This window comes from Tenacibaculum piscium (genome assembly GCF_021390715.1).
In the GTDB taxonomy this organism is placed as follows: domain Bacteria; phylum Bacteroidota; class Bacteroidia; order Flavobacteriales; family Flavobacteriaceae; genus Polaribacter; species Polaribacter piscius.
The window spans coordinates 67,824-90,676 of record NZ_JAJGWT010000009.1 but is presented as its reverse complement, the minus strand read 5'-3'; the positions used below and the strand labels follow the sequence as shown (position 1 = coordinate 90,676).

Annotated in this window: 21 protein-coding genes and 1 other RNA gene; 10 read left to right on the top strand and 12 right to left on the bottom strand. The window is 29.5% G+C overall.

The window, feature by feature from the left end:
• The first annotated feature begins 41 nt into the window (after positions 1–41).
• The 3 genes from priA (at position 42) to L0U77_RS09470 (ending at position 5,211) form a co-directional block, all read left to right on the top strand.
• A complete protein-coding gene (gene priA, locus L0U77_RS09480; RefSeq protein ID WP_233897137.1) occupies positions 42–2,483 on the top strand; it encodes a replication restart helicase PriA in 2,442 nt (813 codons plus the stop codon).
• A 168-nt stretch (positions 2,484–2,651) separates the two neighbouring features.
• Positions 2,652–4,160, top strand: a complete 1,509-nt coding sequence (locus L0U77_RS09475) for a hypothetical protein (protein WP_233901081.1) — start codon at positions 2,652–2,654, stop codon at positions 4,158–4,160.
• Positions 4,147–5,211 carry a DNA/RNA non-specific endonuclease gene (locus tag L0U77_RS09470; RefSeq protein ID WP_233897139.1) on the top strand — a complete coding sequence of 355 codons (1,065 nt, stop codon included), beginning with the start codon at positions 4,147–4,149 and terminating at the stop codon, positions 5,209–5,211. The genes L0U77_RS09475 and L0U77_RS09470 overlap by 14 nt, the downstream gene beginning before the upstream one ends.
• 31 nt (positions 5,212–5,242) lie before the next feature.
• On the opposite strand, the gene L0U77_RS09465 is transcribed toward L0U77_RS09470, so the two are convergent.
• Genes L0U77_RS09465 through ruvX form a run of 5 tightly spaced genes read right to left on the bottom strand, consistent with a single transcriptional unit; the run spans position 5,243 to position 8,318 of the window.
• Positions 5,243–5,980 carry an SDR family NAD(P)-dependent oxidoreductase gene (locus L0U77_RS09465; RefSeq protein ID WP_233897140.1) on the bottom strand — a complete coding sequence of 246 codons (738 nt, stop codon included), beginning with the start codon at positions 5,978–5,980 and terminating at the stop codon, positions 5,243–5,245.
• A gap of 38 nt (positions 5,981–6,018) precedes the next feature.
• Positions 6,019–6,810: a nucleoside triphosphate pyrophosphohydrolase gene (mazG, locus tag L0U77_RS09460; RefSeq protein WP_233897141.1), complete on the bottom strand. Its 792-nt coding sequence runs from the start codon at positions 6,808–6,810 to the stop codon at positions 6,019–6,021.
• 3 nt (positions 6,811–6,813) lie between these two features.
• Entirely contained in the window at positions 6,814–7,233 is a 420-nt protein-coding gene (locus tag L0U77_RS09455) for a DUF5606 family protein (RefSeq protein ID WP_101917206.1), read from the bottom strand.
• A 33-nt stretch (positions 7,234–7,266) separates the two neighbouring features.
• Positions 7,267–7,854, bottom strand: coding sequence for a peptide deformylase (gene def / locus L0U77_RS09450; protein WP_233901080.1), 588 nt, complete (start codon positions 7,852–7,854; stop codon positions 7,267–7,269).
• Positions 7,855–7,907: 53 nt separating this feature from the next.
• Positions 7,908–8,318: a Holliday junction resolvase RuvX gene (ruvX, locus tag L0U77_RS09445; RefSeq protein ID WP_101917204.1), complete on the bottom strand. Its 411-nt coding sequence runs from the start codon at positions 8,316–8,318 to the stop codon at positions 7,908–7,910.
• A gap of 201 nt (positions 8,319–8,519) precedes the next feature.
• Here ruvX and L0U77_RS09440 point away from each other — a divergent pair, with 201 nt between their 5' ends.
• Positions 8,520–9,335, top strand: coding sequence for a 2,3,4,5-tetrahydropyridine-2,6-dicarboxylate N-succinyltransferase (locus L0U77_RS09440; RefSeq protein WP_233901079.1), 816 nt, complete (start codon positions 8,520–8,522; stop codon positions 9,333–9,335).
• Between the two features lie 77 nt (positions 9,336–9,412).
• On the opposite strand, the gene L0U77_RS09435 is transcribed toward L0U77_RS09440, so the two are convergent.
• Both L0U77_RS09435 and L0U77_RS09430 read right to left on the bottom strand, forming a co-directional pair.
• Positions 9,413–10,489: a glycosyltransferase gene (locus L0U77_RS09435; protein ID WP_233901078.1), complete on the bottom strand. Its 1,077-nt coding sequence runs from the start codon at positions 10,487–10,489 to the stop codon at positions 9,413–9,415.
• 2 nt (positions 10,490–10,491) lie between these two features.
• Positions 10,492–11,319 carry a glycosyltransferase gene (locus L0U77_RS09430; protein WP_233901077.1) on the bottom strand — a complete coding sequence of 276 codons (828 nt, stop codon included), beginning with the start codon at positions 11,317–11,319 and terminating at the stop codon, positions 10,492–10,494.
• Positions 11,320–11,395: 76 nt separating this feature from the next.
• Between L0U77_RS09430 and L0U77_RS09425 the strand changes: the two genes are divergently transcribed.
• The 5 genes from L0U77_RS09425 to L0U77_RS09405 are packed head-to-tail and all read left to right on the top strand — an operon-like array spanning position 11,396 to position 16,208.
• Positions 11,396–12,319, top strand: coding sequence for an ATP-grasp fold amidoligase family protein (locus tag L0U77_RS09425; RefSeq protein ID WP_233901076.1), 924 nt, complete (start codon positions 11,396–11,398; stop codon positions 12,317–12,319).
• Between the two features lie 12 nt (positions 12,320–12,331).
• On the top strand, positions 12,332–13,237 hold the full coding sequence (locus tag L0U77_RS09420; RefSeq protein WP_233901075.1) for an ATP-grasp fold amidoligase family protein: 906 nt from the start codon (positions 12,332–12,334) through the stop codon (positions 13,235–13,237).
• A 12-nt stretch (positions 13,238–13,249) separates the two neighbouring features.
• Complete coding sequence (locus tag L0U77_RS09415; protein ID WP_233901074.1) at positions 13,250–14,203, top strand: Stealth CR1 domain-containing protein; 954 nt, start codon at positions 13,250–13,252, stop codon at positions 14,201–14,203.
• Between the two features lie 34 nt (positions 14,204–14,237).
• Entirely contained in the window at positions 14,238–14,783 is a 546-nt protein-coding gene (locus tag L0U77_RS09410; RefSeq protein ID WP_338126519.1) for an L-threonylcarbamoyladenylate synthase, read from the top strand.
• Between the two features lie 3 nt (positions 14,784–14,786).
• Positions 14,787–16,208, top strand: coding sequence for a CCA tRNA nucleotidyltransferase (locus tag L0U77_RS09405; protein ID WP_233901073.1), 1,422 nt, complete (start codon positions 14,787–14,789; stop codon positions 16,206–16,208).
• Positions 16,209–16,278: 70 nt separating this feature from the next.
• Here the strand turns inward: L0U77_RS09405 and L0U77_RS09400 are convergent, their stop codons facing one another.
• The 4 genes from L0U77_RS09400 to L0U77_RS09385 form a co-directional block, all read right to left on the bottom strand.
• On the bottom strand, positions 16,279–18,111 hold the full coding sequence (locus L0U77_RS09400) for an ABC transporter ATP-binding protein (RefSeq protein ID WP_233901072.1): 1,833 nt from the start codon (positions 18,109–18,111) through the stop codon (positions 16,279–16,281).
• On the bottom strand, positions 18,112–19,821 hold the full coding sequence (locus L0U77_RS09395) for a phospho-sugar mutase (protein ID WP_233901071.1): 1,710 nt from the start codon (positions 19,819–19,821) through the stop codon (positions 18,112–18,114).
• Between the two features lie 63 nt (positions 19,822–19,884).
• Complete coding sequence (locus tag L0U77_RS09390) at positions 19,885–20,841, bottom strand: glycosyltransferase family 2 protein (RefSeq protein ID WP_233861966.1); 957 nt, start codon at positions 20,839–20,841, stop codon at positions 19,885–19,887.
• Positions 20,842–20,894: 53 nt separating this feature from the next.
• Positions 20,895–21,422: a DUF4199 domain-containing protein gene (locus tag L0U77_RS09385; RefSeq protein WP_101917195.1), complete on the bottom strand. Its 528-nt coding sequence runs from the start codon at positions 21,420–21,422 to the stop codon at positions 20,895–20,897.
• A gap of 184 nt (positions 21,423–21,606) precedes the next feature.
• Here L0U77_RS09385 and ffs point away from each other — a divergent pair.
• Positions 21,607–21,705, top strand: an RNA gene (gene ffs / locus L0U77_RS09380) — signal recognition particle sRNA small type.
• Positions 21,706–21,907: 202 nt separating this feature from the next.
• Here ffs and xerA read toward each other — a convergent pair.
• Complete coding sequence (gene xerA, locus L0U77_RS09375; protein ID WP_233901070.1) at positions 21,908–22,825, bottom strand: site-specific tyrosine recombinase/integron integrase; 918 nt, start codon at positions 22,823–22,825, stop codon at positions 21,908–21,910.
• Positions 22,826–22,853 lie beyond the last annotated feature (28 nt).

Genomic DNA, 22,853 nt, shown 5'->3' with positions numbered 1-22,853 from the left:
CACTTTTTTCATTATTTTCAATCATAAAATCACTTAAAAACATGTATTTTATTGATGTTATATTGCCGATTCCATTAAAAAAAACATTTACCTATGCTGTAAATGAAGCTGAATTTTCATTCCTTAAAAAAGGAATGCGAGTTGCGGTTTCTTTTGGGAAAAGTAAAATTTATACGGCACTTGTTTTTGATATGCATCAAAACGCACCTGAATCGTATAAAGCAAAAGATATTCATCAAATTTTAGATGAAACGCCTATTGTAAATGAGCGTCAATTAAAGCATTGGCAATGGATTTCGAACTATTATATGTGTTCGTTAGGCGATGTTTATAGAGCTGCGTTGCCATCGGCATTTATGTTGGAAAGTGAAACAATTATTTATAAAAATGACATTTTTACCGATGAAACCGTTTTAACCGATGACGAATTTTTAATTTTTGAAGCCCTACAAAATAGCTCCGAATTGACAATTCATGAAGTTGCAAATATCATCAGTAAAAAAACAGTTTTACCAATTATTGATTCTTTAATTCAGAAAGAAGTCGCTTTTATCAAAGAAGAAATTTACCAAACCTACAAACCGAAATTAGTGAAATATGTTCGTTTAAATACGATATATCAATCAAATAAAGGACTTCAGGAATTACTAGAAAAGTTATCAAAAGCAAAAAAACAGCGAGAAGCATTGCTAACTTATTTTCAATTAGCAAGTGCTAAAAAACCCATCAAAGTAAAAGATTTAGAAGAGAAATCAGGCGTGTCTTCGGCAATTTTAAAAGCCTTAGTCGATAAAGATATTTTTGAGTTTTATCAAATTCAAACTGATAGAATTAATTTTGAAGGAACAACCAATCAAATAAAAGAATTAAACGAGTTTCAACAGCAATCTTTTAAAGAAATTAAAACATCTTTTGAAACCCAAAATGTAACTTTATTACACGGCGTTACAGGTTCTGGAAAAACAGAAATTTATGTAAAATTGATAAAAGAAGTAATCGCAGAAGGCAAGCAAGTTTTGTTTTTATTGCCAGAAATCGCGTTAACAACACAAATAATTAGCCGATTAGAACGTTATTTTGGTAATTTAATATCGGTATTTCATTCAAAATATTCGATGAATGAGCGGGTAGAAGTTTGGAATAACGTGTTGGAAAATAAACCAAAAGCACAAATTATTTTAGGCGCTCGTTCATCAGGGTTTTTGCCTTTTTCAAATTTAGGTTTAATTGTGGTTGATGAAGAGCATGAAACTTCTTACAAACAATTTGAACCATCGCCACGTTATAATGCCCGAGATTCGGCAATTGTTTTAGGACATTTACATAAGGCAAAAGTATTGTTAGGTTCGGCAACGCCATCTTTAGAGAGTTATTTTAATGCCCAGCAAAATAAATATGGTTTTGTTGAATTAAAAAGACGTTTTGGAAATATTCAACTGCCAAAAATCGAACTGATTGACATCAAAGAAAAGCAACGGAAAAAGCAAATGAAAGGGCATTTTTCCGATAGGTTATTAACCATGATTACCGAAGCTTTGGAGCAAAAAGAACAAGTTATTTTATTTCAAAATAGACGTGGTTTTTCTCCCGTTGTCGAATGTAAAACCTGTGGTATTTCTCCAGAATGTCCAAATTGTGATGTGAGTTTAACATTCCATAAATTTAGACGAGAATTAAAATGTCATTATTGTAATTATCAACGAGCGATGCCTAATAATTGCGGTGCTTGTGGAAGTACAACGCTTGATACAAAAGGCTTTGGAACAGAGCAAATTGAGCTAGAACTAAAAACCTTATTTCCTGATTATAACATCGGAAGAATGGATTTGGATACTACGCGTGGAAAATACGGCTATCAAAAAATAATTGGTGCTTTTGAGGCGCAAGAAATTGATATTTTAGTAGGAACACAAATGTTATCGAAAGGCTTGGATTTTGAAAATGTATCGTTAGTAGGTATTTTAAGTGCCGATTCTATGTTAAATTTTCCTGATTTTAGAGCCCACGAAAGAGCGTATCAATTAATGGTTCAGGTGTCGGGTAGGGCAGGACGTAGCAAAAAACAAGGAAATGTTGCGATACAAACCTATAATCCGAATCATCAAATATTACAGCAAGTTTCGACCACTAATTACGCCGAAATGTACAAAGAACAATTGCAGGAACGTTGGAATTTTAAGTATCCACCATATTTTAAATTGATTAAAATTACGCTAAAACACAAAGATCCTGTTCGTGTAGAAACGGGTGTAAATTGGCTGGTAAAATCATTACAAAATGTGTTTGCTGAACATGTTTTAGGACCCACAACGCCAGCAGTATCGCGTGTTCGAAATTTGTATATTAAAAATTTAGTGATTAAAATTCCGCCAAAACAATCCTTAGCGAAAACAAAAGAACAAATTATTAGGGTTAAAAATTCTTTTGAAAGTGTGAAAGATTTTAGGTCGATTCGTTTTATTATGGATGTGGATGCGTATTGATTTTGTTCTTCAAGCTAAACTTATTTCATCAGCTTCTCTTCCTGATTGTTATAATTATATCATTTTGAGTAAATAAAATAATTATGGTTTTTCAGGTAAAAGATTATCTAAAAAATATTATTTTAGCAAAAAAGCTATTTAAAATAAAATAATTCTAAAAAAATGTCTATGCTAAAAAGATATTTAATTAAACCTTTATTTAAGCTATTGCTAATAGGTTTAATAATAACAGGTATTGGTATTTCTATAACACCAATAAGAACATTACTATATGAAACACAAATAATTAAATATATTCAAAATAAAGAATATAATTCTATAGGTAAATTCAATTCATTAATAGCATCATATTCTTTTTGGGAGAAAGATAAATTGATTCTAAATAGTATTGTAAAACAACAATTTACTCCTATTCTAGAAAAATTTGATTATGAAAATTTAATCAATTTTGAAGAAAATAATAAACTACAGTTGCTAGAGGAACAAATACTAAATCAGAAAGAATATATTACAAAATCGATTTATGATGCGATGGTAGCAACTGATTTTTATGATTTAAAAACTACAATTAAGACATTTCCTAAACGAGAAAAATTATATTCTTTTTTAATAAAAACTAGATTAGTTCCTAATATTGATGATTACTCTTACAATCAAATATATAATGCAAATCAATATTTAATGAAATATTCTTCATTAGATGAAATAGATTTTAAATTATCTGAATTAGAAAGTAATCTTTATCAAGAGATATCTGAATTAACATTTGAAGAGTTCCCTGATTACTATAAAGCTAAAAATAACGCTTCTATTTATATAGAAAATCACATTTTAGAATATATAATTCCTGTAATTAAAGATTATTCATATTTTGATTTAAAAATAGTAAAAGATAAATTTAAATTTTCAAAACATCATCAAATAATAGTTGAATTTTGTAGTGAAAAAAGAAGCGAAATTATGTCTGAAATAGCTATTTATTTCAATAAATTTCAGGAAGAAGAAGAACAGAAATTATTTATTACATTCGTTACAAATCTTCGAGGTAATATTGATGATTATTTTAACCCTGCTTTTAAAAAATTTACAGAAGAATATTTTGACATAGGTAGTGGTTTATATAGAACGGGAGCTTCTGTAATTGATTGGATTAGTGGAAAAAAACTTATTGCTAAAGATTTTCAAAATGATTGGAATAAAGCAATTGATTCAAAAAAAATTGACGCTATCATATTAAATGATATTACAATACTAAATGAAGGAATATCTAAAATTAGAATGTTGATGTTAGCTGATGTTGAGTATTTTACAAAAAATAAATTGCATAAAACATTAAGGAGTGATAAAATTAAAAATACTCTCGTTTCATTTGAAGGAGGAGGTGAAGTATCAGAATCTTTAGCGGCTAAAGAAGCTCTAACAGAAACTGGATTTATTGCTGTTGAAGGTGTTGCAGCTTTCTTTACCGTAGGAACTTCGCTACTTATAACTAGAGGACTTGCGATGGGAACAGAAATGATAATTTCAGTAAAAAATGAAGATAAAGCAGAGCAGCAATACAAAGAAATATATCATAAATCAATGGACAAAATATTACAGCAGTACAGTAATGATTTTTTAAAATGTCAAGAACTATATTATTCATCTTTATACAAAAAAATAAATGAAATTCTTTAAACTTATAATATGTTTATTATTAACATTTAATATACAGGTTCAAGCTCAGACAAAAATTATTAAATCAGGTCTTAAGTATTTAGTAGGTGAAACGGCAGAAACAGCAGCAAAAAGAGCTGTTAAAAGTCAAGCAAGTGGTTTAATAAGAAAAAAAATGATACCTGGTGTTGTAAAAAACATCTCTAGTAAATATGTAGAAAAAGGAAGTAAAAATATCATAAAAACATTAGTAGAATCGTCTACAAAAAGTAGTGTAAATATTTTAACTAAAAAAATTACAAGAAAGTCTCTTGTACAAAAAAAGGTAGTTAAAATAATTGCTCAACCCTTTTTTACTACAACATACTTAAATAAATGGGTTAAGGCAAATCCTGAATTTATTTTTAAAAAACATGGAAAATCAATACGAGTTCTAGATAAAGAAACAGGTGAGTTTTTAGGTTCGGTATTTAACAAAGGAAGTAAAAGTTCTATAATTGTACATTCAAATGTTATCAAAAAAAATGGAATAAATTATGTAAATCCTCTATTAAATAGAATCCCTAAAAATTCTATAGTTAAAAATGGAAATGTTATTTATACAGTAGATCATTTAGGTAGAACTATAAAGGTTATTATAGGTCGAGTAAATCCTAAAAATATTATAAATAGAAAAACGATAAATAATACTAATGAACAAGCTAAATCTCTTATAAAGAATGGTATAAAAGGTCAAGATCATGGAGGGCATTTAATCGCACATTCTTTAGGTGGTAACTCAGGTTCTTTAAATATAGTTCCGCAGTTAGGAAAATTAAACTTAGGTAGTTTTAAAAAAACAGAGAATTTTATAAAAAATAACTCTAAGTTTATTAAAGATTATACTGTTACACCAAAGTATTATGGTACGAATTTAAGACCTTCTTCTTTTATTCAGAAATTTGAATATAGAGGTGATGTTAGTCATTTAATTAAAAGAAAAAACACTTTAAAGGGGTTTAATTATAAAGAAGTTAAAGACATGAATGGTAGAAATGTTTATGAGTGCACTGTTAAGCTTTTTAATAATTAAGAAAGAGTGCTTTTTTACATGAATTATTCCCTTAAATATTCCGAATATCAAAAACATCGCCATTACTCAACTGATTTTCAATATCAATTTTATAAATAGTATCGGCAACAAATTTAGGCGTATATAATTCTTTATTTTTCATTAAATCGATAAAACGCTGTACATTTTTAAAATCAGTTTTGTTGGTGTTTCTGATTTGTATTTGCATATCGGTAGCAACAACGCCAGGGTAAATTGCCACACATTTTACACCATTTTCTATTTCTAATTGTTCTGAAGCAATAGTTTTTGTTAGCATATCAATTGCCGTTTTTGAAGAACAATAAACACTCCAACCTTGATATGGTTTTTTGGCTGCGCCCGATGAAATATTGATAATTTGTTTTTTACAAGCTAAATCTTGTGTTTTTTTGATAAATAATCCTGATAAAATAAACGGCGTAGTAATATTTAATTGCATAGATTTTGCAATATCAGAAGCTTCTAAATTTTCTAAATTGGCTATTTTACCTAATCTTCCAGCGTTGTTAACTAAAGTTATTGATGTTATTTTAGAAGTTGATTTTTGATGGATAATTTTATCTAAAAGAGCCTTAAAAATAGTTTGAGTTGCAATACTATCAGTTAAATCAACTGAAATATGTTGTACGTTTTTTACTTCGGATGAAGTTCTTGCTAGAGAAATTACTTGATAATTTTCAGAAGCATATTTTTTAGTCAATGCTTTTCCAATTCCTTTGCTTCCGCCTGTAATTATGATGATATTCATGAAAAATAGATAAAATAAATAAAAAATACTAGCGAATTTTACTCAAAAAATTCCTTCGATTTTTCCCAATAAGTATTCATTTCGTTTAAAGTTATATTAGAAACTTCTTTGCCTTGTTTTTTGGCTTGTTTTTCTAAATATTGAAAACGATTGATAAACTTTTTATTCGTTTTTTCTAAGGCATTTTCAGGATTTACCTTTATAAATTGTGCGTAATTTATCAGTGAAAATAAGACATCGCCAAATTCTTTTTCGATACGTTCTTGATTATCGCCTTTGTTTCCAGCTTTTATTTCTTGGTTTAATTCCTGAATTTCTTCTTGCACTTTTTCCCAAGCTTCTTGAGGTTTATCCCATTTAAAACCAACGCCAGCAACTTTTTCTTGAATTCTACTTGCTTTTACCAAAGCGGGTAAACTTTTAGGAACACCTTCTAAAACAGAAGTTTTACCTTCTTTTAGCTTTAGTTTTTCCCAATTTCGTTTTACTTCTTCTTCATCTTTAACCACAACATCACTATAAATATGCGGATGACGATGTATTAATTTATCAGAAATAGAATTTGCAACATCAGTAATATCGAAAGCTTTTTTTTCGCTACCAATTTTAGCATAAAAGACGATGTGTAATAACACATCGCCTAATTCTTTTTTAACTTCTTCTAAATCATTGTCTAGAATAGCATCTGCTAATTCGTAAGTTTCTTCAATTGTTAAATGACGCAAACTCTCTAAAGTTTGTTTCTTATCCCACGGACACTTCTCACGAAGCTCGTCCATAATATCTAACAAACGGTTAAAAGCGTCTAATTGTTGCTTACGAGTATTCATAATTTATTTAGTTTCTTCTGGAGTTGCTACTTTTTGTAAGGTATTAAAATCGAAATTAGCTGCTGCTAAAGTATTATACCATTGAATAACCTTTTTAATGTTAGAAGCATACACACGTTCTTTATCAAAACCTGGTAAAATCTCTTCAAAATAAGCCATTAAAGTATCGTTACTTTCTTTATGAGAAAGCGCTTCTTTACCTTCTTGTTTCTCAGCCATACTTTTAAGAATAACTGCTAAAGGCACTTCTTCTTCATAGGTATAAATTGCAATATTTTCTAATAAACTCACGTTGTGAGTTGCTGCAATAGGAAAACGTTTTCCATCTACAATTGAACGAACGATTACGCCTGTTTTTGTTTGAGAAATAATTTCAAATAATCCTGGTTTCCCAGTAACTGCTATAACTTTATTAAATTCCATATTATGGTGTTTTTAGTGTCTTTATATAAAAGACTATTTTTTCTTAGCATTTGGAAAACGCATTCTGTAACCTGCGTCAACCTTTCCTTTTGATATGTTTTCTAATTTCTTTTTAATCAATCGTTTTTTTAACGTTGATAATTTATCCGTAAATAAAATTCCGTCAATATGATCGTATTCATGTTGAAAAACACGTGCCGCTAAACCTGTTAAAACGTTGGTATGTTTGTCAAAATTTTCATCTTGATATTCGATGGTAATTTTTTCTTGACGAAAAACATCTTCACGAACATTCGGGATACTTAAACAACCTTCGTTAAAAGCCCATTCTTCGCCTTCTTCTTTAATTATTTTAGCGTTTATAAATACATGATTAAAGTTTTCTAAGGCTTTTCTATCTTCTTCGGATAAATCTTCATCATCAGCAAAAGGAGAGGCATCGATTAAAAATAAACGAATATCTTTTCCGATTTGTGGTGCTGCTAATCCGACACCTTGTGCGTTGTACATTGTTTCTTTCATATCGGCAATTAATTTTTCTAACTGCGGATACTCTTTATCGATTTCTGTTCCTACTTTACGTAATACGGGATCTCCGTAAGCAACAATGGGTAAAATCATGTGTTTTTAAATTTTAAGAGTACGAAAATACAAAGAATCGTTTATGTATAAAATTATTTGTTGTATAAATACGACTGCAAGATGATTGTAGCGCTTATTTCATCGACTAAAGCCTTGTTTTGACGTTGTTTTTTGTTGAGTCCGCTATCAATCATAGTTTGAAACGCCATTTTTGAAGTAAAACGTTCGTCTTCTCTTTTTGCAGGGATATTTGGAATCGCTTTTGTTAATTTTTCTAAAAATGGAAGAATTAAGGCTTCACTTTGGCTGTCGGAATTATCCATTTGCTTTGGTTTTCCGATGATAAATAAGCTTACATTTTCTTTTTTTACATAGTCTTTTAAAAAAGGAATTAGTTCTTTTGTATTAACGGTGGTTAATCCTGATGCTATAATTTGTAATTCGTCAGTAACAGCAATTCCTGTTCTTTTTTTACCAAAATCGATGGCTAAAACTCGTCCCAAATGTTTTTATTTTTCACAAACATAAAGTTTAATTTTTTATAAAATATTATTCTGATATAATTTTTTTACAATTTTTTTTCTTCGGATAAAAAAGGCAACCCTATAATTTAAACAAGAAAAAAGCATTTGTTTAAAAAATGTATCTTCGCATACAATAGCTATAGAGGCTTTATATTTGCATAAAATTTTAATAATTAAAGGATGACAGCATTACAAGATATTATAGAAAAAGCGTGGGAAAATCGTGCTTTATTACAAGAAGAAACAACTATTAACGCTATTAGAAAAGTGGTTGATTTATTAGATTCTGGTGCGTTACGTGTAGCAGAACCAACCGATTCTGGATGGCAAGTAAATGAATGGGTAAAAAAAGCGGTTGTTTTATATTTCCCGATTCAAAAAATGGAAACTTTAGAGGCGGGTATTTTTGAATATCATGATAAAATTCCATTAAAGAGAAACTTTGCAGAAAAAGGAATTAGAGTCGTTCCAAATGCGGTTGCACGTCATGGAGCGTACATTGCATCCGGAACAATTTTAATGCCTAGTTATGTAAATATCGGTGCGTATGTTGATGAAGGTACTATGGTTGATACTTGGGCTACAGTTGGTTCTTGTGCACAGATTGGTAAAAATGTACATTTATCAGGTGGTGTAGGAATTGGTGGTGTTTTAGAGCCATTACAAGCTGCTCCCGTAATTATTGAAGATGGTGCTTTTATCGGTTCTCGTTGTATTGTTGTTGAAGGTGTTAGAGTAGAAAAAGAAGCGGTTTTAGGTGCTAATGTTGTTTTAACAATGAGTACTAAAATTATAGATGTTACTGGTGATACACCTGTTGAAACGAAAGGAGTTGTTCCTGCTCGTTCAGTAGTTATTCCTGGTAGTTATACTAAGAAGTTTGCTGCTGGTGAATTTCAAGTTCCTTGTGCTTTAATTATTGGTAAACGTAAAGAAAGTACCAATAAAAAAACGTCGTTAAATGATGCTTTGAGAGAGTATGATGTTGCGGTGTAAGATTTTTTGAAGGGGCTTATTTATAATGAAAAACGCACAAATCATTAGTTATTTGTGCGTTTTTTACTTGAGTATACTTAAAGTTTTTCAAAAAATAATTCTTCGGTTTTTGTTTCTAAAAGTTCCATAGAAAAAGAATCTTGTATCCATTTTCGTAATTCATTTTTATCAAAAGTAATTTCTTTAGCGATGATTTTTTGTAATCCTTTTGCAATGGCATCAACATCTTCTATTTCTGTTAAAATACCGTATTTACCATATCCTAATAATTCTTCACTACCAGATACTTTTGTTGAAACAGTAGGTAAACCATGACTAAGCGCTTCATTAAGAACATTTGCCATACCTTCTTTTCTTGAACATAATAAAAATAAATCGATACTTCTAAATAAAGTATGAATATCAGAAAGTTGTCCTAAAAAGTGTATCCTATTTTCAAGACCTTTATTTTTTATTTTAGCTTCAATTTCTTGTTTTTCATCTCCTTCACCTGCAATTACAATATGAACATTGTCGGGCAATTTACTTAAAATTTCAGGCAATAAATCAAAACCTTTCATATTACTTAATCTTCCTGCACAGCCAATAATAACTGTATCTTCAGATAAATTAAATTTTTCTTTTAAATTTAAGGAAGCTCCTTTTATTTCTGGAAGATTAAAGCCGTTATAAATTCTGTATAAATTTTTATCATTAAAAAACGGTGTATTTTTTAATAAATCATTTTTAAGAGAATTACTATTAACAAGAACAATTGGTTTTAGAGTGTTGAAAACAAATTTATATTTAATATTATTTTTGATTTTTCGTAAAATCCCTAAATATAAAACGATTCTTGGAACTTTCGCTATTTTTGAAGCAAAAGAAACTAAAAACCAATCTTTTTTTAAGGCAACAAAAACAACTTCTGGTTTTATTTTTTTTAATATTTTGGTGTAATTAAAAATAACAAAAGCATTAATATCGCCACCTCTAGCGTTTATATTAATGATGTTGATATTGGGAATTACTTCATATTTTTCACGAAATTTTTCTTTTAAAATGACGACATAAACTTTGTAGCCTTTTTTTATTAGAAATTTAGCTCTTACCACTACATTTTTTTCAATTCCTCCCCAAGTATCGGTAGGGCAAAACAACACGCAACTTTTCATATTTATTGATTTTTTTTAATAATACCGTAATCAGTCCATGTTATTTTTTTGGTTCTAACATTTTCTCTGATTGTATTATTTAGCTTCCAACTTTCAGGATTTGCGTAGCCTCTCGGATGGTCTAAATGAACCGTAACGGCACTATATCGTATTTGTTTTGGTTTGATGTTATTGTTGCATAATCGCTCACCAAGTTCAACATCTAAACCGCCATATTGCATACGTTCATCAAAACCATTTACCGCAATAATATCTTTTTTCCATGCTGATGAATTTGCACCATTCCAAGTGGGTTTTGTAGGTGTGAATTTGTTTAATAATTTTTGTTTTAATCCTTTGGCAGTTAGTTTATTATTTTTGAAACTTTTTTTTAAACCGTGTTTTGTAAGCCAATTAATATCGAAACATCGTTGGGTAATAATATCTTCTTTGGTTATTAATTCAGAAATATTTAAAGGTAATTTAAAATAAGCAGCAGATAAAAAACGTCCTTTTTCTCGCATTTTATGGTGCGTTGCTACAAAATCTTTTTTAGGAATACAATCTCCATCAGAAATAATAAGATACTCGCCTTTGCTTTTTAAAAGTCCTTTATTTAAAATGATTGTCTTTTGAAAACCATTATCATCATGCCAAACGTGCGTTATCAGAAAAGAAACTTCTTTGCGTAACGCATCAATAAGTTCTTTGGTTTCTTGTTTTGAGCCATCATCAGCAATAACTAATTCAAAATTAGTAAAGGTCTGTCGATGGTATCCCCAAATAACTTTTTCTAACCAAGCTGTTGCGTTGTATGTGGTTATTATTATTGATATTTCAATAGTTTTCATAAAAAATATTTGCATCAAAAATAATCATGATTCTTTTAATTTATATTATTTTTGAGCAAAATAATTACTGCATTTTATGTTTTTAAGAAAATTATGGTTAACAATTATTAAGAAATTAAAATTTTTACCTGCTCCTTATTATATTAAACATTATTATGAATATTATTCAGGTAAAAAACTTGATTATGATAATCTAATTGAATTTAATCAGAAATTGTCGTGGTATAAAGTTTTTTTTAGACCTAAAATTTTAAATACTCTTGTTGATAAATATGCTGTTAGAGCTTTTGTAAAAGATAAAATAGGCGAAGAGTATTTAAATGAATGTTATGGTGTTTTTAATAAACCATCGGAAGTTAATTTTGATAAATTACCAAATCAATTTGTATTAAAAGGCACGCACGGATGTAATATTAATTTGGTTGTTAAAGATAAAACCACTTTAAATAAAGCTAAAACAAAGCGTTTAATGGCTAAATGGTTGCGTAAAAATCAATATAAACGAACAGGGCAAGAATGGGCATATAAAGATGTAAAACCTCGTATTATTGCTGAGAAATTCATCAAAAATGAAAATAGAGATTCATTAACTGATTATAAATTTTATTGCTTTAATGGAATACCTAAATTTTTGGAAGTTCACTTAGATAGAGAAAAAAATCATAAAAGTGCTTTTTACGATTTTGATTTTAAAAAATTACCTTTCTCAGATTCACCTGCAGATAAACTGATTCAAGAAGATTCTCGAAAACCGCAAACCTTATCAAAAATGGTAGAACTTGCTGGTAAATTATCTGAAAGTTTTCCTTTTGTTAGAGTTGATTTTTATTCGGTAAACGATACAATTATTTTTGGTGAAATGACTTTTTATCCAGGTGATGGAAGAAGAGATTTTTACCCGAAGAAATACAATAAAATTATTGGCGATTATTTTGAATTACCTAAAATACCTGCTGGCGAAAAATTAATCAAAAAACAACCTTTAAATGAAAGTTATTAAAAAATAAAAAGTATGAATAGAACAGTTTTACGTTTTTTGAAAAAAATGACTTTTTTACCACAAAAAATATTCTTGCCTTTTTTATATGAATATTTTACAAAAAAGAAATTAAATTTAGAAAACCCAATAGAATTTAATGAGAAAATTCAATGGTATAAAATGTATTATCAACCTAAAATTTTAAATATTTTAGTTGATAAATATGCCGTAAGAGAATTTGTAAAAGAAAAAATAGGCACAAAATATTTAAACGAATGTTACGGTGTTTACAATTCATTTTCTGAAATTAATTTTGATAAATTGCCAAAGAAATTTGTGCTAAAAGGCGTACATGCAAGTAGTTATAACATAATCTGTAAAGATAAAAATAACTTAGATTTAGCAAAAGTTAAAAAAAGTATTAGAAAATGGCAATCGACAAATCAATATTATAGAACGGGGCAAGAATGGGCATATAAAGACGTAAAACCTCGTGTTATTGCCGAAAAATTTATGAAAGATGAAAATAGAGATTCTTTAACCGATTATAAATTTTATTGTTTTAATGGAAAACCTGCTTTTGTTGAGGTTCATTTAGATAGAGAAGAAAATCATAAGAGTGCTTTTTATGATTTTGATTTTAAAAAATTACCTTTTTCAGATTCGCCAGTTGAAACACTTATTTCAGAAGATTTTGAAAAACCCTATACATTGCAAGAAATGATACAACTTTCTGAAAAATTATCGGCAGGTTTGCCTTTTGTTAGAGTCGATTTTTATTCTATTAAAGATCATATAATTTTTGGCGAAATGACTTTTTACCCAGGGGATGGACGAAAAGATTTTTATCCAGAAAAATACAATAAAATTATTGGTGATATGTTCGAGTTACCTGAATTAAAAAACAATAAAGTAATTACAGAATTTATTAAAAACTAATTTACTAAAAACATGCAAATAGACGCTGTAATTACTTGGGTAGATGGAGAAGATGAGGTTCATCAGCAAAAAATACTACCTTTTTTAGAAGATAAAAAACAAGTAAAAAACAAAGGTTTTCGAACAAGATTCGACCAAGTTGAAGAAATAAAATATACCGTAAATTCGATACTTAAATATGCTACTTTTATTCGGAATATTTATATCGTTACCGATAATCAAATTCCGAATTTTCTGAAAAATCAAGATGAAAATCAAGAAAACCAAGAGAAATATAAAAATGTTTTTATCATAAATCACGAGCAAATTTTTAAAGAAGATTCCGAATTTTTACCCGTATTTAATTGCCGTCCGATAGAAACAAAATTATATAATATCCCGAATTTATCAGAGCATTTTATTTATTTTAATGACGATATGTTTTTACTTCGAAAAGTTGAAATTTCAGATTTCTTTATAGATGGAAAACCCGTAATTAGAGGGAAATGGCTAAAGTTTAATGAAAATATTTTTTACAAACGCTTGTTTAATTCTGATAAAAAGAAAAAACGAGCAGGACATAAAAAAGCTCAAGAAAAAAGTGCTAAATTAGTTGGTTTTGAAAAATATTATAAATTTCATCATGTGCCGTATGCGTTAAGAAAATCAACTTTTTTGAATTTTTTTAAAGAAAATAAAGCAATTGAAATTTTAAATATAAAACATAAATTTAGAAATGCCGACCAATATACTCCACAAGGATTGGCAAATCATATTGAAATAAAAAATAAAACCGCCGTTTTAAAAAGCGATTATCAATTAATATACTTTCAAAATTATAAAAAAACGTTCTTTTGGCTGAAATTTAAACTAAATAATTTCACGAAAAAAGAAAATAAATTATTTCTAAATATGCAAAGTTTAGACCAAGCACCCAAAGAAAAATTAACGTATATTTTAAATTGGCTAGATAAAAAATATAATTAAAAATAATAATATAAATTTTGAAAATATTAAAATAGTGAACGAAATAATTGATATGTTAAAAACAGGCAAAACAATCCTCTATCCAACCGATACGGTTTGGGGAATTGGTTGTGATGCCACAAATTTTGAGGCTGTTCAAAAAGTATATCAACTAAAAAATAGGGCTGAATCTAAAAGCTTAATTATTTTAGTTGATTCCGTAGAAATGTTAAAAAATTATGTTGAGGTACTTCCAAAACTAGCAATTCAGCTTATTGAAAATGCTAAAAAACCAACAACAATTATATATCCGAATCCTAAAAACTTAGCAAAAAATACCATTGCTTCCGATAACACCATTGCTATTAGAATACCCAAAGATGATTTTTGTTTAGAATTAATTAAAGCCTTTGGAAAACCCATCGTATCAACCTCCGCTAATGTTAGTGGAGAACCAACTCCTAAAACATTTTCAGAAATAAGTACCGCAATTTTACAAAGTGTAGATTATGTAGTAGCTTTGCACCAAGATAAGACAACCGAAAAATCTTCTACAATATTAAAAGTAGTGGGTACTTCTGTGAATGTGATAAGAGAATAATTTATGCAAAATCAATACTATAAAGAGGCAATTTCTGCCGAAATATTTCAATATATAAGCAACGCATCCGAAGAATTACAACTAGAAAGCTACGTAATTGGTGGCTTTGTTCGTGATTTTATTTTAAAAAGAGGCACCGCAAAAGACATCGATGTAGTGGCTGTTGGTAGCGGTATCGAATTAGCAAAAAAAGTAGCTTCTTTATTGCCAAATAAACCAAAAGTTCAAGTTTTTAAAACCTATGGAACAGCCATGTTACGTTTTAAAGATGTTGAAATAGAGTTTGTAGGCGCACGTAAAGAATCTTATACCGAAGATAGTAGAAATCCAGAAGTAGAATCAGGTACTTTACAAGACGATCAAAATAGACGAGATTTTACTATAAATGCATTAGCGTTAAGTTTAAATAAAGATACTTTTGGATTATTATTAGATCCTTTTGATGGTATTTCTGATTTAGAAGCTAAAATAATTAAAACGCCTTTAGATCCTGATATTACGTATTCTGATGATCCGTTGCGCATGATGCGTGCTATCCGTTTTGCGTCTCAATTAAATTTTGTTATTGAGCAAGAATCGTTAAGTGCCATTGCTAAAAATGCAAAGCGTATCGATATTATCACCAAAGAACGAATAATTGTTGAGTTAAATAAAATTTTAGCTTCGGATAAACCTTCTGTTGGATTTTTATTGTTAGAAGAAACGGGTTTATTAGAACGTATTATTCCTGAATTGATTGCTTTAAAAGGAGTAGAGGAAGTTGAAGGTCAAAAACATAAAGATAATTTTTATCATACTTTAGAAGTTGTTGATAATATTGCCAAAAACACAGAAGATGTTTGGTTACGTTGGGCAGCTTTATTACACGATATTGGAAAAGCTCCAACAAAACGTTATCATAAAAAACAAGGTTGGACATTTCATGCACATGAATTTGTAGGGTCTAAAATGGTTTATAAACTATTTAAACGCTTAAAAATGCCATTGAACAATAAAATGAAATTTGTTCAGAAAATGGTCATGTTAAGTTCTAGACCAATTGTGTTGGCTAGCGATGTTACCGATTCTGCGGTGCGTAGGTTGGTTTTTGATGCTGGCGATGATGTAGATTCATTAATGACGCTTTGCGAAGCAGATATTACCACAAAAAATCCGAAGAAATTTAGCCGTTATCATAAAAATTTCGAGCTTGTTCGTGAAAAAATTAAAGAAGTTGAAGAGCGCGATAAAGTGCGTAATTTTCAACCGCCAATTACTGGAGAGGAAATTATGAAAGCGTTTAATTTAACACCTTGTAAAGAAATAGGTCAGATAAAAGAAGCGATAAAAGAAGCCATTTTAGAAGGTGAAATTCCTAATGAACATAAAGCTTGTTTCGATTTTATGATATCAAAAGGAAAAAAAATAGGCTTAGAATTAGCGTAATTAAAACATATACATAAAATAAAAGAGGGAAAGTTTTTAAAACTTTCCCTCTTTTATTTTATGTGATTATCTATGCTAATGACTGCATCGTAACCAATTTATAATATTCGCCTTTTTTAGCTAATAATTCTTCATGTTTTCCTTGCTCTACGATTGTGCCTTTTTTCATCACAACAATTTTATCGGCATTTTGAATGGTCGATAATCGGTGTGCAATAACCAAAGAAGTTCTGTTTTTCATCATTTTCTCTAAAGCAACTTGTACTAATTGTTCCGATTCGGTATCTAAAGCTGAGGTTGCTTCATCTAAAACCATAATCGGCGGATTTTTTAAAACCGCTCTTGCAATGGCAATTCGTTGCTGTTGCCCGCCCGATAATGAACTTCCTCTATCGCCAATTACGGTGTTGTATTTTTGCGATAAATCATTGATGAAATCCGAAGCATTTGCTATAATTGCCGATTTTTCAACTTCTTTATCAGTCGCAGAAGGTTTGCTTAATTTGATATTATTGGCAACAGTATCGTTAAATAATGTTGAATCTTGTGCAACAATTCCCGTTAATCCTCGTAATGATTTTTTAGAAATATTTTTAATATTATTTCCATCGATAAGAATTTCTCCTTCATTAACATCATAAAAACGTGTAATTAGGTTTGCTAAAGTAGATTTTCCACTTCCAGATTGCCCGACTAAAGCAACTGTTTTTCCTTTAGGAATGGTTAATGAAAAGTTTTTTAACACATAATTTTCATCATATTTAAACGAGATATTTTTAAATTGAATTTCGTTTTTAAAATCGGTTATTTCTTTCGGATTATCGAGTTCTTTCACATTGTTTTGCGTGTCAATAACTTCAAAAATTCTTTGCGCAGCGGCATTTCCTATCTTAATCTGATTATTCGCCTTTGCTATTGCTTTGGCAGGCGTAAGAATATTGTAAGCAGCAGCCATAAAACCGATAAAAGTTCCACCGAGTAAAGTATGATCAATTAAAACCATTTTACCACCATACCAAAGAAGCCCAGCAATCGTAACGATTCCAAGAAATTCACTCATCGGGCTCGCTAAGGTTTCTTTTTTGCTCATTTTGTTTGATAAAAGCCTAATTTCTTCCGTTTGCCTATTAAATTTTGATGAAAATAATTGTTCCGCATTAAAAGCTTTGATTATTTTTAAACCAGAAATACTTTCTTCTAAAATTCCTAAAAGACCACCAATTTTTTCAGATATTTCACCCGATTGTTGTTTTATTTTTTTACTGATAAATGAAATTACCAAACCAGAAACAGGAATAAAAGTGAAGATAAAAATAGATAATTCCCAACTTGTTTTAACCATCACAAAAAGCGTAAAAATAATATTTAACGGCTCTCTAATAAAAGTTACAATCAAATTAAGATACGAATTATTAATGGTATTTACATCATTGGTACTACGTGCTATAATATCGCCTTTATTCTGTTTTGAAAAAAAAGAAAGCGGTAATGTTATTATTTTTTGATAAATAATAGTTCGAAGGTCTTTTAATACATTGTTTTTTAAAAAAACCATGGTTAATTGCCCTAAATAACTAAATAAATTCTTCAATAAAAAGACAATAATTACACATAGTACGACATATAATAAGGTTTTTTCCTGTCCATAAGTTTCATTGATGTAGGTAACATAATAATTTAATAAATTACTTAAATAGTCTTTATCTAAAGAATCGATAAAGCCTGGGTATATAGGTTTTACGCATTCTTTAGGTGTTTCTCCAAATAATATATTTAAAGTAGGCATTAAAATTACGTACGATAATGTGGTAAATAAAGCGTACAAAATATTAAGAATAATGCTTAAAACCCCTAATGATTTATAGGGGCGTGCATAGTTAAAAAAGCGTTTGAAATAATTCATTTATAAATTTAATTCTTTGATAATTCGTTGAATTTTAGTGTCTAATTTTTGTTCAATTTCAACGGCATTTTCAATTGAATCTAATGCTGTTCTTACACTGAAATAAAATTTTATTTTTGGTTCTGTTCCACTTGGGCGGGCTGCCATTTTTGTTCCGTCGGTAGTTTGATAAATCAATACATTCGATTTTGGAATATCCATAAGTATTTCTTCACCCGTAAGTAAATTCTTTTTTATTGATGATTGATAATCGTATAAAAATTCCACTTTAGCATTGTCCATTTCTGTAAACGGATTGTTGCGTAAATCAGCCATCATTTGCTTGATTTGTTGCGCACCGTCCATTCCTTTTTTAACAATAGCAATTAAATGCTCTTTGTAAAAATGATGACGGGTGTATAATTCTAATAATTCTTGATAAAAAGAACTGTTATTTTCTTTGGCATTTGTTGCAATTTCACAAGCTAATAAAGCAGCGGTTACCGCATCTTTATCACGCACAAAATCGCCGACCATATAACCGAAACTTTCTTCGCCACCACCAATAAATTCTAGTTCAGGAAAGTCTTTAATCATTTTTGCAATCCACTTAAAACCCGTTAAACCAACCTTGGCTTCTACGCCATAAGAACTCGCAATTTCATTGACTAAATTCGTTGAAACAATCGTAGAACCGACAAATTGTTTTCCGTTTAATTTGCCTTTATTTTTCCAATCGTTAATTAAAAAATCAGTCATCATACTCATCGTCTGATTTCCGTTTAATAATTTCATATTTCCTTCTAAATCACGCACCGCGATACCAATTCTATCAGAATCAGGATCTGTTCCTAAAACAATATCAGCACCTACTTTATTGGCTAAATCAACCGCCATTTTTAAAGCTTCAGGTTCTTCAGGATTTGGAGATTTTACAGTTGGAAAACTTCCATCTGGTTCGGCTTGTTCTTCTACAATATGAACTTGGGTATAACCAGCACGTTTTAAAACTTCAGGAATTAATTTAATAGCAGTTCCGTGTAAATTGGTAAAAACAATTTTTAAATCTTTACGGTTTTTTACATTAAAAGTTCCATTTTTAATAGAGGCTTGCCAAAAAGCTTCATCAATTTCACTTCCGATACTCGATATTAATTCTTCCTTCGCTTCAAAATTAATATCCGTAAAATCCAACGAATTTACTTCATTTATAATTGCCGTATCTTGTGGTGGCACAATTTGTCCTCCGTCCGACCAATACACTTTGTAACCATTATATTCTGGCGGATTATGAGAAGCCGTTAATACAATTCCAGCATCGCAACCTAAATGATTTACCGCAAACGATAATTCAGGAGTAGGGCGGAGGTCTTCAAAAAGAAAAACCTTAATATTATTTGCAGAAAAAACATCGGCAACAACTTTTGCCAACCATTTACTGTCATGACGACAGTCGTATCCAATCGCTACTTTTAATTCTTTCTTCGGATGTATTTGATGTAAATAATTACTCAATCCTTGGGTTGCTTTTCCTAAAGTATATTTATTAATTCGGTTGGTTCCTGCGCCAACAATTCCACGCATTCCACCAGTTCCGAATTCTAAATTTTTATAAAACCTATCGGCTAAATCATCCGATTTTTCGTTTATTAATTGTTCAATTTCATTATTGGTTTCGGTATCAAAAATATCCGAAAGCCATACTTTAGCATTGTTTAAAATCTCTTGCATAAAAATAATAAGTTATATAAAAAATAGTAACACTTTTAACATGGTTAGCGGTGTAATATTCTTTTAAAAATTCAATTTTTCTTTAATTGTGTAGTGTTTTTGCTGCGGATTACTTTTGATAATTAATTCTCCTAAAAATCCTGCTAAAAACAAGAGTGTTCCTAAAATCATGGAAGTTAGAGCGATAAAAAACCACGGATTATTGGTGATTAAAATAGCTTTTACGCCTGCAAATAAATAATAGATTTTCATAGAACCGATAAAAAACGCTGCTAGAAATCCAAATAAAAACATTAATGTTCCCCAGAATCCAAAAATATGCATTGGACGTTTTCCAAATTTAGATAAAAAAGAAACCGTAATTAAATCTAAAAAACCATTCACAAACCGATCCATTCCAAATTTAGTAACGCCATATTTTCGTGCCTGATGTTGTACTATTTTCTCTCCAATTTTATTAAAACCTTCATTTTTGGCTAAAACAGGAATATAACGGTGCATTTCTCCGCTAACTTTTACGGTTTTAATAACTTCGTTTTTATAGGCTTTTAATCCGCAGTTAAAATCGTTTAATTCTAATCCTGATGTTTTTCGAGCCGCCCAATTAAATAATTTAGATGGAATATTTTTGGTAAGAATATTGTCGTAGCGTTTCTTTTTCCATCCAGAAACTAAATCAAAATTTTGGCTTGTTATCATTTCATATAAACCAGGAATTTCATCGGGGCTGTCTTGTAAATCGGCATCCATAGTAATCACTACGTCTCCTTTTGATAAACCAAAACCAGCATCTAAAGCTTGCGATTTTCCGTAGTTTTTTTGAAAACGAATTCCTTTTACGGCGCTATTTTCTTCGGATAATTGCTCAATTACTTGCCAAGAAGTATCGGAGCTACCATCATCAATAAAAATAATTTCATATAAATAAGCATTGGATTGCATAATTTTTGCAATCCAATTGTGTAATTCTAGTAAAGATTCTTCTTCATTCAGAAGTGGTATAACTACCGATATATCCATATTATTGGTGTTTTATGCTATCTTTTCTTGTGAAAATATACACAAAAAATCAATTAATATTCATCTTCTTGTGTGTGTTTCATAACTGCACCAGCAATTGCAGATACAATAAATCCTAAGAAAACATAAAATAATAAGCCTAAAGAATCGCCAATAATTGTTCCTTGAAATTTGGCTTGCATCGCTAATTGGCTTTCAATTTGATCATCTGTTAATCCTGCTTCTAAAAATTTTTCAGTTTGAAATTCGGTAAGTTGATTGTAAAAATCTGGCTCAATAATTCCTGTAAAAAGATGCGTATATACAATACTGATAACTGCTCCAACGGCAACGATACCAACGCCTATTTTTAATGCTTGTCCCCAAATTAAGAAACCGTTATTTTCTTTTTTAAATTTTTTAATCGCTAGAATAGGCAGTGCTATAATACAAACGGCTAGTGCAATCATATTAATAATTCCTCCAAGGGTATCAAAAGTCATACCTAGAGCGTAAATTAATAAGTTGATAAACACGATAATACCACCATAAACCAATCCGTAATTTAAAATAATACGCCTACTTTGTACTTGATTTTCCATTTCATTTATGTAATTAGTGCTACAAATATATTATTTTGTTTTCGATTCTAATTATTAAAAAAAAGATTCTAAACAATATATTAGTAGTCAGATAGTTAAAAAAGTTACTGTAAATTTACAGAAAATTCACAAAAAAAAGTTCTTTTTTATATTGTTAGTTTCAAAAAAGAGTGTAAATTTGCCTCGGCAAGTCCTACACAACTAGCTCCCTTTGAATCCCCCAGGGCGGGAACGCAGCAAGGGTATTAGGTTGTAGCAGTGTGATGTAGGTAGCTTGCCATTTTTTGTGCCTTCTATTCTCGTTTTACTTTTCTTTAACTATCCTTATTTTTTTATTTCATCTAAATTATTTATCTAAAACTTATTAGAGTTTTTTTTTACAATATTTTATTTTTATCAATTCGATTAAATTTTAATTTATATAAAAGTTCTCGATACAATTTTTTTGAAGGAAAAAAATCACTCGAACTGACAGTTTTAAATTTTTATTGATCATTAATATTCATAGCACTTCTTGGATGATGTAAGTCAACGACTTCTTTTAAATAACTGGTATCTAAATGTACGTAAATTTCGGTGGTTGTAATACTTTCATGTCCTAATAGTTGTTGAATAACACGCAAGTCAGCACCATTTTTTAATAAATAAGTCGCAAAAGAATGACGCAAAGTATGTGGTCCGATACTTTTTTTAAGATTTGTTTTTACCGCTAACTCTTTCAAAATCATAAAAATCATTTGACGGCTTAATCGGCTTCCACGTCTGTTTAAAAAAATAATATCTTCTTCTTTTTCCTTCGGGGTTATTGCTGGACGAATATCATTTATATAAAAATTTAAGCGGGAAATAGTAGTGCTGTGAATCGGTACAAAACGATATTTATTTCCTTTTCCTAATACTCGAATATAACCTTCATTGAAAAATAAATCAGATAATTGTAAATTAATTAATTCACTAACTCGCAAACCACAACTAAAAATGGTTTCAATAATGGTTTTATTGCGTTCGCCTTGCGGATGACTCAAATCAATAGCATTAATTAGGTTGTCAATTTCTTCTTTTTCGAGCGTATCGGGCAGTTTTCGTGTTGTATTTGGGCTTTCAATTAAATCGGTAGGATTGTTTTTTCTATAATCTTCAAAAATTAAATAATCAAAAAAACTTCGCAATCCTGAAATTAATCGTGCTTGACTTGTTGCATTTAAATTTTTCCCACTATCGTATATAAATTGCTTAATTATTTCCGAAGTAATATCAATTGGAGTGCTATAATTTTCGAGTGTATCAACAAATAATACTAGTTTTTTTATATCTCTTGAATAACCATCAATAGAGTTTTTAGAAAGTCCTCTTTCTATTTTTAAATAATTGATATAATCTGTTGTTGCTTGTTGCCAGTTCATTTTTTTTTTTTTGATAAAATGATTTTAC